The organism is Cohnella fermenti (assembly GCF_004801405.1).
GTDB classification, from domain to species: Bacteria; Bacillota; Bacilli; order Paenibacillales; family Paenibacillaceae; genus Cohnella; species Cohnella fermenti.
Window position 1 is genome coordinate 55,100 of the sequence record NZ_SSOB01000049.1, and the last position, 14,077, is coordinate 69,176.

A 14,077-nucleotide genomic window follows, 5' to 3' on the forward strand; every position below is an offset into this window, starting at 1 on the left:
GGGGTCGGGCAACCGACGGACTGGCGTTTTATTTTGACGGGCGAATCGGTTGTAATATATACTTGCAATAAATGTAAAATAAAGGAACGTGATTCAATGGGCAAGCGACGATGGACGGGGCTCGGACTTGCGGCGGCGGCTTGGCTGACTTTAAGCGGATGCGAGAACGATTCGAACGGAGCGCATCGGGTCTCATCGGACGTTTACTCGGCGCAGATGGAAGGGGCTGCGGAGACGGAGGCGCTCGCGGAGCAGCTAAGGCAAGAGAACGCCCGACTCAGAGAGACGTTGGCGAAGCAGGAGGCTGCGGTTGAGGCGCAACCCGAGAAGGAGAACTGGAGGAAGTCGGCTCCGGAGATCGCCGCATTCTCGGATTCCGCCCACGAATGGACCTCCATAGCCGTGCTGGCCGACGGCTCCGAGACGGTCCTTGACGATCCGCGCTTGATGGAATACGCGTCGCATCTGTTCGCCATTCAGGGAACGGCGGATTATACGAACGGAGCACACAGCGACATCGACCCGTTTGCGTTGAGGCTGACGGAGAAGAACGGGCAAGTTTACGTCTTGAACATCGTGAACCGCGAGTCCGTCGAGTTCCCCGAATACGCGCCGGGGCTGTGGTACCGGGTATCGCCCGAGGTGGCCAACCTCGGCAAGGGATGGATGAAGAGACCCGACTATGTTCCGGAGGAGTCGCTCGCCAGCCGCCTGCTGAACAGCGGAGTTATGCGTGTTGCCTTCGGAGACGGGACGTATTATTTTGCCCAATCGTATCGGGTCAGAAGGTTGGCTGTCGAGTTCCTGCAAGCGGACAAGAAGCTGGTGAAGGAGGCTGGCGACACGAACGCCGAGCCGTCTCTGGAAGCGACCTTCTATCTGTACGGGAAGGAGATTGAGATGAAGGCGTACCCGCAGTCGATCGAGCTCCGGGACGGAGAGGAGCGGTTCGAATACGAGGTGGGGGAGGAGACGGTCCGGCAGATGCTCGCTTTCCTGTCTGCAGGCTGATGCGGGCTAAGCTGGGGGATTGCGAATTCCTTCGGATACGCTATAATGATGACAATGATTATCATTGCTGTGAGCCAAGGGGGAGGAAAAGTGGACTACGTGCTGCCCGCAACAACGTTCGTACTCGTCATTCTCGGGGCCTTCTGCCTGTTCGCGGCAATGGCGAACGACCGGCGCAGTCGCAAGACGCAGCCGACGGAATGGACTCCGCGCGGGCAGGACGCCCGCTAGGACGATCTCCGGCTCGCTCAACGCCCCATGAACACGAGTGCGCAAAACCACATACATCCCCCTCGCAAAACGGCCCCTGAGGCCGTTTTGTGCTAAAAACCACATACATTCCGCCAAAAGCAACTCTTCGCGCCGAATGTATATGAAAAACCACACACATTCCGCCAAAAGCAGCTCGTCGCGCCGAATGTATGCTAAAACCACATATATTCCGCCAAAAGCAACTCGCCGCGTGGAATGTATGCGAAAAACCACATACATTCCGCCGAAAGCGGCTCGTCGCGCCGAATGTATGCGAAAAACCACATACATTCCGCCAAAAGTGGCTCGTCGCGCCGAATGTATGCTAAAAACCACATACATTCCGCCAAAAGCAACTCGTCGCGCCGAATGTATGCGAAAAACAGCTATAACAACCCGAATGGTTGTCATCCCCTGCCATGAAAATTTTGCGTATGCGGTCATCCGGACCGTGCCTTATCCCCTCTGGCGGTATTAGGTCTCCTCTCCCGCTCGTTCAGGATAGGAATGTATAGGGGATAACACGGCGGCGGTCGGGGGACGGCAATGGTCGATGCAACGAAGGTCGGCGATGATCGGTACGGCCTCTGTGCTGCGTGCAGGTGAACAGGCCGACCCTGAGGTCGAAGGAGATGAGCGGTAATGGGAGGTTCCTGAGCCGCGGGGAGAAGAGGCATAAGCGTTCAAAAGAGGGATACCCACTTGTAACGACCATAATATGGAATTTGTCTTGAGGGGCGGAAAGAAGGCGAGCGAGCGTTCGACGGTATGAGAAAGTTCGATGAGAAAAGAAAGTTCGATGGGATCACAGAACGTGAACCCAACCGCGCTCCCCTCTGTCTTGCCTCTCACCGACATGCCGACCGCGCCGGACCAGATCTGGATGCATGCTAAAATTCAGGCGGATTTTTGGGGCGGCGGGACTTTTTTGTCTAAATGCGTTACGCCAAAAGCGGCCCGCATAGCCGAGGCGGCCCCTCGTCCATCGACCTACGCAATCGCAATCGGCATCACAGGAACAGTCCAGCGCCGCGAGCGCTCTCCAGCCGATTTTCCTCCCACTCCGGAAAAGTTGCACAAACTTCAGGTATTGGCAGAAGACAGCGTGTCCCTCTCGTCGTATAGTAGAGCTATCAGGAAGGCGGGGGAACCGTTGAGAAGAAAAGAATGGCTTGAGCGGCTCTATGGCGACGATTACATGGAGAAGGACGGGCTGAGCTTCGCGCTGTCCGAATACGAGGTGGACCGTTCCTGGGAGCTGCACGGCCACGACTTCTACGAATTGGAGTTTGTCCTGGCGGGGGACGCCTATCAACGCATCAACGGCGTCGACATGCCGCTGATTCCGGGAAGGCTGTACGTGCTCACGCCGGTAGACGCTCATCACGTACTGGTGCACCCGAACGAACGGCTGCGGCTCATCAATGTGAAATTTTCGGAGGAATGGATCGATGAGGAGGTGTGGCAATTGCTGATTGCCCGGAACGGACCGCTGGCCGCGCTTCCCGCGGGCGATGCGCAGGCGCGGTTCCTGGGCGAGCTTCGTCGGATGCAGGCGGAGTTGGCCGGACAGCGCCGGGGGCGGCGGCTGGCGATCCGCTACACGCTTAACCGTCTGCTGCTCGATCTGCTGCGGGAGATGGACGATGCGTCAGGCTCGCCTGCGGTTGGCGGGACCGATGCGGCGCATGCGGGGGAGCCGGAGCAGCAGATGAAGAAGCGTTGCCTCGCCTACGTGCACAGACATTACCGCGAGCCGGTTACGCTGCAGCAGGCCGCGTCGTCCGTCAACCTGTCGGCCAATTACTTCAGCGAGAAGTTCCATGAGTGGGTCGGCCAGCCGTTCCGGCTGTACGTGCTCAAGCTGCGGCTGGCCTATGCGGATAAGCTGGTGCGCTGCTCGGTCTTGCCGATTACGGACATCGCCTACGAGTCGGGCTTTAATTCGCTGCCTTATTTTATCCGCGCGTATAAGCAGCATTACGGTCTCTCGCCGAGCCGGGTCCGCAAGAACGGCGGCGATGGGACCGAACGGAAGGAATAAGCAGCCGATCCGAAGAAAGTGCAATTATTCCGAATGCAAAGGAAGCCAAGATAAAGCGACCCCCGCTACACTCTGGAGAGAGGGGGCCGGGTTGGAGACGATTCTCCGCCGGGCTCATCTGCCAAGAGCAAGCAAGAAGGACAACGGAGGGGCGGGGCGATGAGAACATTCGCAAGATTGATCGAGCGGTACCCGGAGCTGGACGGGATCGAGGAGGAGTTGGAGCGGGCGCTGGACATCTGTCTCTCGGCGTACCGGCGCGGCGGCAAGCTGCTGCTGTGCGGCAACGGCGGGAGTGCCGCCGACTGCGACCATATCGTAGGCGAGCTGATGAAGGGTTTTATGAGCAAAAGGCCGCTTGGCGAGACGGAGCGCCTGCGCTTCGAGGCCGTCTGGCCGGGCAAGGGAGCCGGGCTCGCCGGGCGGCTGCAAGGAGCGCTGCCCGCGCTGTCGCTGGTTGCGCACGGAGCGCTCACATCGGCCTATGCCAACGATGTGGACCCGGAGATGATTTACGCCCAGCAGGTTTACGGTTACGCCAAGCCGGAGGATGCGCTGATTGCGATCAGCACATCGGGCAACTCCGCCAGCATCGTCTGCGCAGCCCAGGTCGCGCGGGTTGTGGGCATCCCGGTGATCGGCTTCACCGGAAGCGGCGGAGGCAAGCTGCGGGACGTATGCGACGTCGCCATTCGGGTGCCGTACGAGCGCACGCCCGACATTCAGGAGCGCCATCTGCCGATCTATCACGCGCTGTGCATCGCGATCGAGGAGGCGCTGTTCCCGCTATGACTCTGCTGGCAGGAATCGATATCGGCGGAACCAAGTGCGCAGTCAGCCTGGGCGTGCATCAGGGAGGTGAGCGGCCCGATCTGATCGGCAAGCTGCAATGCCCGACGCCGGGTAAGCCGGAGGAGACGATCGCGCAGTTGATCGCCATGCTGGACAGGCTGCTGGAGACGCACGGGACGTGTCCTCCGGACGCCGTCGGCATCAGTTGCGGAGGGCCGCTGGACAGCGCCCGGGGATTGCTGCTCTCTCCCCCGAACCTGCCGGGCTGGGACCGCGTCGATGCGGTGCGGCCGTTCCGCGAGCGATTCGGCGACGCCATTCCCGTCGCTCTGCAGAACGATGCGAACGCCTGCGCGCTTGCGGAGTGGAAGTGGGGAGCCGGGCGCGGCTGCAGCCATATGGCGTTCCTGACCTTCGGCACCGGGATGGGGGCCGGGTTAATTCTCGGCGGGCGGCTTCATGCCGGCGCCAACGACATGGCAGGCGAGATCGGACACATGCGGATGGAGGCATACGGTCCTGTCGGCTACGGCAAGGCGGGGTCGTTCGAAGGCTTCTGCAGCGGCGGCGGAATCGCGCAGTTGGCGGCGACGCTGGCGCTGGAGAAGCTGCAGCGGGGGGAGGCTCCCGCGTATTGCCTCAGCCGGGACGGCCTCGATTCGATCAGCGCCCGGACTGTCGGCGAAGCCGCCTATGCAGGGGACGAGACGGCGCTGAAGGCGCTGCGGCTTGTTGCCGAGCAGCTTGGCCGCGGGCTGGCGGTGCTCGTCGACCTGCTGAATCCGGAAGCGATCGTCATCGGCAGCATTTACGGCCGGCTGCACTCCCTGCTGGAGCCGGTCATGCTGGAATCGCTGCGCCGCGAAGCGCTGCCGGTCTCGCTCGGTGTCTGCCGCGTGCTGCCGTCCGAGCTGCAGGAGCAGATCGGCGACTATGCAGGCTTGTCCGTTGCGCTGCATGCGCTGGAGGAGCGCCGCGGTCCGGGGTTCGGTTCGGTCGGTTCAGTCGGTTCAGCGTGAAGCGCCGCCGCACCTCGAGCACACCTCAGTGCAGACCTCAGTGCAGACCTCCGCATAACTATCCGCATAAAATCTCCGCGCAGGTTCGGTTGACAACCGCAAGGCGGAGGCGTAGAATAGCTACCACAACCGCATAGCACAAATGTTGCGATTAGAAATAGTAAATGGGAACTGACCTTCCAGAGAGCCGTTGGGTGGTGCGAAACGGCAGCGTCGATCTCATCGAACTCGTCTATGAACGGCTGCCCGACCATGCACGCATGTAGGGTAAGACGGAATTCCACCGTTACAGGGATAGATGGTGATGGCCATCGAACAAGATTGCTCCTTCGGGAGCGAATTAGAGTGGTACCGCGAGTTCAAACCTCGTCTCTATGCGTAGAGACGGGGTTTTTTTGCGTTCGGAAATCCGGATTCCGAGCGCCTCGCTTGATATAGATTCAGATCCAAGGTCCAGATCCAGATCCAAGATCCAGACTCAACCCAGACCCAGATCCGCGATTCCTAACGCCATAAGGAGGCCAATCCAATGAGTGCAGAACATTCAGGGAATTCAATAAACAGCCGCAAAATCATCGTCCTCGACACTACGCTGCGCGACGGCGAGCAAGTGCCCGGCGCCAAGCTGAACATGCGGCAGAAGCTCGAGGTCGCCCAGCAGCTTAAGCGACTGAACGTCGACATCATCGAGGCGGGCTTCCCGGCGTCGTCGCTCGGCGACTTCCAGGCCGTGCAGCAGATCGTGGAGAGCGTCGGCGACAGCGTGTCCATTACCGCTCTGGCCCGCGCGGTCAGGAGCGACATCGATTCCGTCTATGAGAGCATCAAGCTGGCGCAGAGCCCGCTTATCCATATCGTGCTGGGAACGTCGAACGTCCACGTGGAGAAAAAATTCAACCGGTCCAAAGACGCGATTATGCAGATGGGAGTCGATGCGGTCAAGTATGCCAGAACGCTGCTTCCCCACGTTCAATATTCCACGGAGGATGCTTCCCGTTCGGAGTTCGAGTATCTGTGGAAGACGATCGAGGCCGTCGTGAAGGCGGGCGCGACGATGATCAATGTACCGGACACGGTCGGTTACGCCGTGCCGGAGGAATTCGGCGACCTGATCCGCCGCATCAAAGACCGGCTGAAGAACTTGAACGACAAGGTTGTGCTGAGCGTCCATTGCCACAACGATCTGGGCATGGCGACGGCCAACACGCTGAGCGCGGTGCGCAACGGGGCCGACAAGGTCGAGTGCACGATCAACGGCCTCGGCGAGCGGGCCGGCAACGCTTCGCTCGAGGAAGTCGTCATGGGCATCAAGGTGCGCGAGAACTTCTACAACTGCCATACGGACATCGTCACGAAGGAGCTGCTGCGCTCGTCGAAGTTGGTCAGCCTGCTGACGGGGCTCGACGTCCAGGTCAACAAGGCGATTACCGGCGACAACGCGTTCGCGCATTCCTCCGGCATTCACCAGGACGGATTGCTTAAGGATAAGAACGTGTACGAGATCATGTCCGCGGAAGAGATCGGCGGCGACAGCATGGAACTCATCCTGACGGCCCGCTCGGGGCGCCACGCGTTCAAGAACGCGGTGGAGAAGATGGGCTTCGAGCCGGGCGAAGGCGACGACTTCGAGCAGTTGTTCAAGCAGTTCCTGGCGCTCGCCGACGCGAAGAAGGAAGTGTACGACCACGACGTGTTCTATCTGCTCACGAAGCACCGCGACATTCCGGCGGCGGACCGGCAACTGTTCGAGCTGGATTCGTTCCAGGCGATCAGCAACAACAAGTTCCCGACGGCGACGGTTCAGTTGAGGCGCGGCGAGGAGACATTCACGGGAACGGCGGTCGGCGACGGCCCGATCGACGCGCTGTACGGCGTGCTGAAGACGCTCACCGGCATGGATGTCGAGCTCAAGGACTACAAGATCAACAGCCTCTCGCGAGGAACGGAAGCGGTCGGACGCGTCAGCATTCGGATCGAGCATCAGGGCAAGATCTATTCCGGACGCGCGATGGATACGGATATTATCAAGGCCAGCGCGCAGGCGTTCCTGAACGGAATCAACGCCGCCGTGCTGGATGAGCAGCCCGCGATGAAGCAAGGCTAGAAATTTGTTGCCGAGCGTCACATCTTGTGGTTCAATCGGTGTAGGAATCAACTTCCAACGGCACGACCGGATAGCTTTATTCGGTTAATCGTATGAGGTAGAGGAGGAATGGGAGCTTATGCACATGGGGCATGTCCACGGCCAGCACGATATGCTTCTCGTTATATTCTCTTACCTTGTCGCTGCGGTGTCGTCCTACACCCTTCTGGACCTGGCCGTTCGGGTAAGCGAGGTGCGGGGACGGAGCCGCTTGCTCTGGATTCTGTTCGGCGGCGTCGTGATGGGGATGGGCATCTGGTCCATGCACTTCATCGGCATGCTGTCCTACCGGCTTCCGTTCGAGGTATCGTATGACATCGTGGTCGTTGCGATCTCCGTCGTGGCCGCGATCGCGGCGTCCGTCGTCGCCCTGCTCGTGCTGAGCAAGGAGAAGGTCGCGCTTGCGCGGCTCATCCTCGGGGGCGTGCTGCTGGCGACCGGCATCTCGGCGATGCACTATATCGGGATGGAAGCGATGATCGTGGAGATCGACTACGATCCGTTCTTCTTCACCTTGTCGATCGTTATCGCGCTTGTCGCTTCGGTCGCGGCGCTCTGGCTCGGCCTGATCTTCCGCAAGGAGAGCGGATCGTCCGCCGTCTGGAAGAAGCTCGTCAGCGCCGCGATCATGGGAGCCGCGATCGCGGGCATGCACTACACGGGCATGAGGGGCTCGACGTTCATGCCGGGCGGGAACTCCGTGCTCTCCACCGGGGTCAACCTGAATCACAAGTGGCTGGCCTTCTTCATCGGGTTCGGCACGCTCGTCACGCTGACGATCTCGCTGATCGGCATCGTGATCTCGAAGCGATTCTCGACCAAGGACTCCGAGATTATGGAGAAGCAGCTCGAGATTCAGCTTATTAATGAAGAATTGCGAGAGATGAACGAGCATCTCGAGGAGCTTGTGGCGAAGCGGACGGCCGAATTGGAGAAGGCCCACGACGAAGCGATCCGGGCCAATCTCGTCAAGAGCCAATTCCTCGCCAACATGAGCCACGAGCTGCGAACTCCGCTGAACGCGATTATCGGTTACGGCGAGATGCTCGCCGAGGAGGCGGAGGAGAACGGCCACGACGGCTACGCGGGCGATCTCGCCAAGATTACGAAGTCGGGCAGGCATCTGCTCGAGATGATCAACGACATCCTCGACATCTCGAAGATCGAAGCGGGGAAGATGGACGTATTCTACGAGTCCTGCCGCTTGGCCGAGCTGGCTTCGGACGTGAAGGCGGCGGTGCTGCCGCTTGTCGAAGCGAACGGCAACAAGCTCTCGTGCCGCTGCGAGGACGACCTCATCACGGTCGATGTCGTCAAGCTCCGGCAGGTGCTGATCAATCTGCTTGGCAACGCCTGCAAGTTCACGAAGGAAGGAAGCGTCGACCTGACGATCGAGCGGATGGCGCGCGGCACTCGCCAAGGCTACGTATTCCGGGTTAAGGACACGGGAATCGGCATGACGCCCGAGCAGCTCGACCAGTTGTTCCAGCCGTTTACGCAAGCGGATTCGTCGACGACGCGCAAGTACGGCGGGACGGGGCTTGGGCTCGCGATCAGCCAGAGGTTCTGCGGCCTGATGGGGGGCGACATTCGTGTCGCCAGCGAGTACGGCAAGGGCAGCGTCTTCTCCTGCTGGCTGCCGATCGGGCCGGAACCGGAGGCGCTGCAGACGGAAGCGGCGCGATTGGAATCGGCGGCGGGGCAAGCGTAATCGGGACAAGCGTAATCGGGACAAGCGTAATCGGGGCAAGCATAATCAGGACAAGCGTAATGCGGCGAAGGCCGGAATCGGAGCCAGCTCGGGAGAGGAGCGGCTTCGGTTCCGGCCTTCGCGCGTTGCCGAGCGGTTACAGCCTGAGATCCTGGGAAGGCGGAAGGTAATACCCTTGCGGAACCGAATGTCCCTGTGGGCTCGAATAGCTGTGCGGAACCGAATAGCCTTGCGGAGCGGAATAGCCCTGCGGCGCTGCAAAACCCTGCGAGGCTCCGTAGCTCAAGTGCCGGGCATCGTAAACAGCCTGCTCCTGAGTCTGCCCTTGAACGGCGTGGATCGGCTTCGCGCACGAGGCGGGCGGTCCGATGAAGACGGACTGCGTAATCGGCGCGAATGTCGTCTTGACGAGCTTCTCGTCGAGGCAATACGTGTGCGCCCAGATGTTCGCCGGCGTCAGCCGCAGAATGTCGGAGCCGAGAATGACCTCCGGCGTCGGCGCGTCGAAGATGGCGAGCAGATGCGTGCCGTCGGCCGTCGCGATCTCATAGTGCCACCAGCCGCGCGGCACGTTGGCGACCTGCCCGGGGGTGATCGGGAAGTTCAGCAACTGCTTCGAGATCGGATTCAGAACGGAGACGACAGCCGCGCCGGCGATGCAGTAGACGAGTTCGCTGGCGTTCTGATGATAGTGAGGCTCGATGACGTTGCCGGTGCTGAGGAAAATATCGAGCAGAGACGTGTCTCCGAGCGTGTTCAGGTTGGCGATCCCGAGCGAATTGATGTAATTGCGGTCGTCCTTCTTGAACAGCGTATTGCCGTTCAAGTCGAAGCTAAACTGCGTGTCCGGCGACCCGAACGCCAGATCGGAGTATGCCATGCGGCGAATCCCTGCCTTTCTCGTATGCGCGCATCTCGGCGCGCTTCGCTTCGGCAATATATGCATTCGCCCATTCGCGGGTTCCCCGTCCGGTTTTGCGCGGCTGCTTCTCTTTTTCGCAATGTATGTGGTTTTTATCATAGAAATCATCACGTAAGGGGGCAGACAGCGATTCTATGTGATTTTTTGCATAAAAACGGTCATACGAGGTCGCCGGAAGCCAATTGTATGTGATTTTCGTATAAAATCGGTCAATCGAGGGTGGGGGGAGACGAATGTATGCGGTTTTTCACATAAATTTGATTCTGAGGGGGGAGCCCGAACGGTATTACTTAAATTCCTCTCTCGCAAAATCGATAAACCCTCTCGCAGCCTGCGATAAGTACCGGTCTTTGCGCCAGATGATCGCCAGATTCCACGGAATTTGCGGTTCGAGCCGTCGAATGACGCGGATGCGTCCCTCGGCCGCCTGGCCGTAAATCAGCTCGGGCAGCAACGTAATGCCGAGCCCCGCCGCCACCATCTCGAACATGAAGTCCCAATGCGAGCTTTCGTACACGATGTTCGGCTCGAACCCTTCGCGGATGCACATGTCCCGCACATTGTTGTTCACCTTGAAGGTGTTGCCGAACAGAATAAACTTTTCCTCCCGCAGCTCCTTCAGCGCCACCTCGGCGCGATTCGCCAACCGATGGTTCGGATGCACGCCGAGCGCGATTTGACCGCGGATGATCGGCGCGACGTTAAACAGGCTCTCCTCGACCGGCAGCATGATGACCGCGAGCTCGAGGTCGCCGTCCCGGACGGCTTGCTCCAGCACCCGGCTGCCGTGTTCGACGAAAGACAGCGCAACGCGCGGATACTTCTCCTGGAAGCGCCCGATCAGCGAAGGGAACAGGGTCGCCCCGATGACCGGCGGAAGTCCCAGCTTGATGCTGCCGCTGCGCAGCTCCGTCAAATCCGCGAAGGCGGCCTGCAGTCCTTCAACCGCATTCGTCACCGTCTGCGCGTGCAGGCGCAGCAGCTCGCCCGCTTCCGTCAGCTGCGCCTTGCGGGTCGAGCGATTGAACAGCGTCGCGCCGAGCTCTTCCTCCAGCGAGCGGATCGTCTTGCTCAAGTTCGGCTGGGAGACGTGAAGCCGCTCTCCCGCCCTGGTGAAGCTGCCGTGCCGTGCGACTTCCAAAAAGTAGACAAGCTGACGAAACTCCATGCCGCGCATCCCCTCCATTTTGCCCGTGTTCGGCTTCGCTTTATTTATTCATATAAGTTATAAATACCATTCTATATATGTATTTTACTAACGAATCGGCACCTTGTACAATCGACACTGTATCGAGGAAGCAACCGCTCTCATTCGCGGAGTTTCAATAAAAGAGAGCCGCGCATCGACAGGGAGGCAGCACATAATGAACAAAGTACATAAGCGCATGCAGAAGGTGCTTGACGAGGCGGTCAAGCAGGGCCGCGAGCGGGGCGTGCAGTTGGCCGCCTATCATCGCGGCCGGCTCGTCGCCGACGTCTGGGCCGGCGTCGCCGATATGCGCACGGGCCGGCAGGTGGACGGCGACACGCTGTTCCCGGTGTTTTCGACGACCAAGGGCGTGGCGGCGACCGTTATTCACTTGCTGGTCGAACGCGGGAAGCTGTCATACGAGACGAGGATCGCCGACATATGGCCGGAATTCGCGGCCGGCGGCAAGTTGGAGGTGACCGTCCGTCACGCGCTGAACCATACTTCGGGCATCCCCTATATGCCGGAGGGACTCGCCCTGACAGACGTCGCCGATTGGGACGCGATGTGCGCCGCCGTCGCCAGGCTGGAGCCGCATTGGGAGCCCGGCACGCATCGCGAATACCACGCCATCACCTACGGCTGGATTCTCGGCGAGATCGCCCGGCGCATCGATGGCCGCTCTTTTTCCCGCATGATGCGCGAGGACATCTGTGAACCGCTCGGCATCGCGGACGGCATGTTCGTCGGCATTCCGGACGAAGCCGAGCCGCGCGTCGCTTACCTGGAGGAGCCCGGGTTCAGCGCTTCCGCGCTGCAGACGACGGGGCCGCAGTCGATTCCCGCCTGGATTCAGCCGCTGCACGCCTGGATGAACCGTGCGGATGCGCGCCGCGCCTGCGTCCCGGCCAGCAACGGCATCATGACCGCCCGCGCGCTGGCCCGACATTACGCGGCGCTGCTGCCCGGCGGCGTCGACGGCATCGAACTGCTGCCGCGCGCGCGCATGAAGCTTGCGACCGAGCCGCTCGTGACGCCGGACGGCGAGGTTCATGCGATGGGCCTCGGCTACGCCCTTGGGGGCGAGGGCTCGAAGATGGGCGGCATCAACGCTTTCGGCCACGGCGGCTACGGCGGTTCAACGGCGTTCGCCGATCCGGACAACGAGCTGGCGGTCGCCTATGCGAACAATCTGTACACGCCGCAGTCGGCGGGAACGGAGATCCTTCAAGAGCTGCGGAAGGCGCTGGGCCTTACGCCCTCGCTCCGGTAACTGTTTGCTCCGATAATATATCAAAATTTAACCTTCCCTAGTATAATGGCACTATCGACAGGGGGAGGAACCAGCAAATGACGTTAATCAAGCAAATGAAGCCGCAGGACGAGTTCGAAGGCTTCTATTTATTGAAGGAATTGGAGATCCGCCAGACGAACGCGACGCCCCCCAAAGACTATTTCGATATCGTATTATGCGATTCCAGCGGCCAGCTTCCGGCGAAGTTCTGGGATGCATCGGCGACGGATAAAGAGACATTCTTCGCGATGGGCCTCGTGAAGGTGCGCGGAATGGTCCATCTGTATCGCGAGAAGCCTCAGATCAAGATCACGAAGATGCGTCCCGCAACGCCGGCGGACGGCGTGTCGCTGACGGACTTTATCCGCTCCGCGCCGATCGATTCGAAGGATCTTGTTCGCATTATCGAGCAGACGAAGGACGGTATCGGCGATGAGGAGATTCGCCGGATTGTCGCGTATTGCCTGGAGAAGGTGGAAGATCGGCTCGCACATTATCCGGCGGCGAAGACGCATCACCATGCCTATTACGGCGGCCTTGCTTACCATATGGTGCGCATGCTGGAGCTTGGCGAATTCCTCTGCCGGCAGCGGCCGTTCCTGAACGCCGATTTATTGAAGGCAGGCATTATTCTGCACGACATCGCGAAGCCCGACGAGATGAACGCGGAGATGGGCATCGTCTCGGACTACAGCAACACGGGCAAGCTGATCGGGCATATCGCGCTCGCGTCGGCGTGGATTGTGGAGGCGGCGGTGAAGCTCGGCATTCCGACGGAGTCGGAGAAGGTGCTCGGGCTGCAGCATCTCGTGCTGTCCCATCACAACCTCGGCGAGTGGGGGAGCCCGGTTCAGCCGCAGACCGCGGAGGCGGTCGCGCTGCACTTCATCGATGCGATGGACGCGAAGCTGCAGATGGTCGAGGACGCGCTGGCGACAACCCCGGATTCGGAAGAATGGACGCCGATGATCCGCGGGCTGGAGAACAAGGCGATTTACCGGCTGAAAATATAACGAAGACGAGGCCCGAGGGGCTAGAGGGAAGACGGAGGGCGAGAGCGGACAAGGGGATCGGGGAGACCGGCCTCTATCGCGCGCCCTTTGTCTTTTTGGACGGAGTTCCGCCGCCCGCTGGCGGTTGGGACGCGGATCATTGCTCGCACGAAAATGTGAAATTTCATATTCATTCGAGCGGCGGGGAACAAAGGTTGCAGATGGGAGAAAATACCTGTTGCATTCGCCTTGCGGTTCGTGGTACATTATTTCTCGCGCCGCTGAAACGGCGGTCGCAACCGAGATTCGCGAGAGCGATCTGCTAGAACCCTTGTTCCTTGAAAACTGAACATCGAGCGTAATGAAATCGTCGAGCGGAGCTTCGGTTCTGCGAGACAAACCAGCAGTACAGAACGAGCCTTCAAGGTTCTTCACAGTTGGACATTTCGACTCTCGGGATTTCCTCGCGGAAACCCTGCCGTCGAAAGTCCCTTTATGGAGAGTTTGATCCTGGCTCAGGACGAACGCTGGCGGCGTGCCTAATACATGCAAGTCGAGCGGAGTTATTCCTTCGGGGATGGCTTAGCGGCGGACGGGTGAGTAACACGTAGGCAACCTGCCCTCAAGACCGGGATAACATTCGGAAACGAATGCTAAGACCGGATACGCAAGCCTGGGGCATCTCGGGCTTGGGAAACACGGTTTCGG

11 protein-coding genes, 1 rRNA gene and 1 other annotated feature are annotated in these 14,077 nt (G+C 60.1%); of the genes, 10 read left to right on the forward strand and 2 right to left on the reverse strand.

Going from position 1 to position 14,077, the window contains the following annotated elements; all coding sequences use genetic code 11:
- Window positions 1-96 precede the first annotated feature (96 nt).
- From E6C55_RS27805 to E6C55_RS27830, 7 genes are all read left to right on the forward strand, one after another.
- A complete protein-coding gene (locus E6C55_RS27805) occupies window positions 97-1,011 on the forward strand; it encodes a hypothetical protein (protein WP_136373098.1) in 915 nt (304 codons plus the stop codon).
- Window positions 1,012-1,101: 90 nt separating this feature from the next.
- Entirely contained in the window at window positions 1,102-1,242 is a 141-nt protein-coding gene (locus E6C55_RS33965) for a hypothetical protein (RefSeq protein WP_168735913.1), read from the forward strand.
- A gap of 1,174 nt (window positions 1,243-2,416) precedes the next feature.
- Complete coding sequence (locus tag E6C55_RS27810) at window positions 2,417-3,307, forward strand: helix-turn-helix domain-containing protein (protein ID WP_168735914.1); 891 nt, start codon at window positions 2,417-2,419, stop codon at window positions 3,305-3,307.
- A gap of 159 nt (window positions 3,308-3,466) precedes the next feature.
- Window positions 3,467-4,099 (forward strand): D-sedoheptulose-7-phosphate isomerase, encoded by a 633-nt coding sequence (locus tag E6C55_RS27815; RefSeq protein WP_136373100.1) that lies wholly within the window; start codon window positions 3,467-3,469, stop codon window positions 4,097-4,099.
- Window positions 4,096-5,118 carry an ROK family protein gene (locus tag E6C55_RS27820; protein WP_136373101.1) on the forward strand — a complete coding sequence of 341 codons (1,023 nt, stop codon included), beginning with the start codon at window positions 4,096-4,098 and terminating at the stop codon, window positions 5,116-5,118. The genes E6C55_RS27815 and E6C55_RS27820 overlap by 4 nt, the downstream gene beginning before the upstream one ends.
- A 138-nt stretch (window positions 5,119-5,256) precedes the next feature.
- Window positions 5,257-5,495 (forward strand) — a binding site (T-box leader).
- A gap of 152 nt (window positions 5,496-5,647) precedes the next feature.
- On the forward strand, window positions 5,648-7,222 hold the full coding sequence (locus tag E6C55_RS27825) for a 2-isopropylmalate synthase (RefSeq protein WP_136373102.1): 1,575 nt from the start codon (window positions 5,648-5,650) through the stop codon (window positions 7,220-7,222).
- A gap of 118 nt (window positions 7,223-7,340) precedes the next feature.
- Complete coding sequence (locus E6C55_RS27830) at window positions 7,341-8,972, forward strand: MHYT domain-containing protein (RefSeq protein ID WP_136373103.1); 1,632 nt, start codon at window positions 7,341-7,343, stop codon at window positions 8,970-8,972.
- A 136-nt stretch (window positions 8,973-9,108) separates the two neighbouring features.
- Here E6C55_RS27830 and E6C55_RS27835 read toward each other — a convergent pair whose 3' ends face one another.
- Entirely contained in the window at window positions 9,109-9,852 is a 744-nt protein-coding gene (locus tag E6C55_RS27835; RefSeq protein ID WP_136373104.1) for a cupin domain-containing protein, read from the reverse strand.
- A gap of 328 nt (window positions 9,853-10,180) precedes the next feature.
- Window positions 10,181-11,062: a LysR family transcriptional regulator gene (locus E6C55_RS27840; RefSeq protein WP_168735915.1), complete on the reverse strand. Its 882-nt coding sequence runs from the start codon at window positions 11,060-11,062 to the stop codon at window positions 10,181-10,183.
- Between the two features lie 196 nt (window positions 11,063-11,258).
- On the opposite strand from E6C55_RS27840, the gene E6C55_RS27845 reads away from it, so the two are divergent.
- The 3 genes from E6C55_RS27845 to E6C55_RS27855 form a co-directional block, all read left to right on the forward strand.
- On the forward strand, window positions 11,259-12,356 hold the full coding sequence (locus E6C55_RS27845) for a serine hydrolase domain-containing protein (protein WP_136373106.1): 1,098 nt from the start codon (window positions 11,259-11,261) through the stop codon (window positions 12,354-12,356).
- A 77-nt stretch (window positions 12,357-12,433) separates the two neighbouring features.
- A complete protein-coding gene (locus E6C55_RS27850; RefSeq protein ID WP_136373107.1) occupies window positions 12,434-13,390 on the forward strand; it encodes a 3'-5' exoribonuclease YhaM family protein in 957 nt (318 codons plus the stop codon).
- 471 nt (window positions 13,391-13,861) lie between these two features.
- A 16S ribosomal RNA gene (locus E6C55_RS27855) occupies window positions 13,862-14,077 on the forward strand; the annotation flags it as partial.

What these genes read in the sequence shown, in the direction of transcription:
- E6C55_RS27805 (WP_136373098.1), top strand. Translation starts at nt 97, where the DNA reads ATGGGCAAGCGACGATGGACGGGGCTCGGACTTGCGGCGGCGGCTTGG.
- E6C55_RS27815 (WP_136373100.1), top strand. Translation starts at nt 3,467, where the DNA reads ATGAGAACATTCGCAAGATTGATCGAGCGGTACCCGGAGCTGGACGGG.
- E6C55_RS27820 (WP_136373101.1), top strand. Translation starts at nt 4,096, where the DNA reads ATGACTCTGCTGGCAGGAATCGATATCGGCGGAACCAAGTGCGCAGTC.
- E6C55_RS27825 (WP_136373102.1), top strand. Translation starts at nt 5,648, where the DNA reads ATGAGTGCAGAACATTCAGGGAATTCAATAAACAGCCGCAAAATCATC.
- E6C55_RS27830 (WP_136373103.1), top strand. Translation starts at nt 7,341, where the DNA reads ATGCACATGGGGCATGTCCACGGCCAGCACGATATGCTTCTCGTTATA.
- E6C55_RS27835 (WP_136373104.1), bottom strand. Translation starts at nt 9,852, where the DNA reads ATGGCATACTCCGATCTGGCGTTCGGGTCGCCGGACACGCAGTTTAGC.
- E6C55_RS27840 (WP_168735915.1), bottom strand. Translation starts at nt 11,062, where the DNA reads ATGGAGTTTCGTCAGCTTGTCTACTTTTTGGAAGTCGCACGGCACGGC.
- E6C55_RS27845 (WP_136373106.1), top strand. Translation starts at nt 11,259, where the DNA reads ATGAACAAAGTACATAAGCGCATGCAGAAGGTGCTTGACGAGGCGGTC.
- E6C55_RS27850 (WP_136373107.1), top strand. Translation starts at nt 12,434, where the DNA reads ATGACGTTAATCAAGCAAATGAAGCCGCAGGACGAGTTCGAAGGCTTC.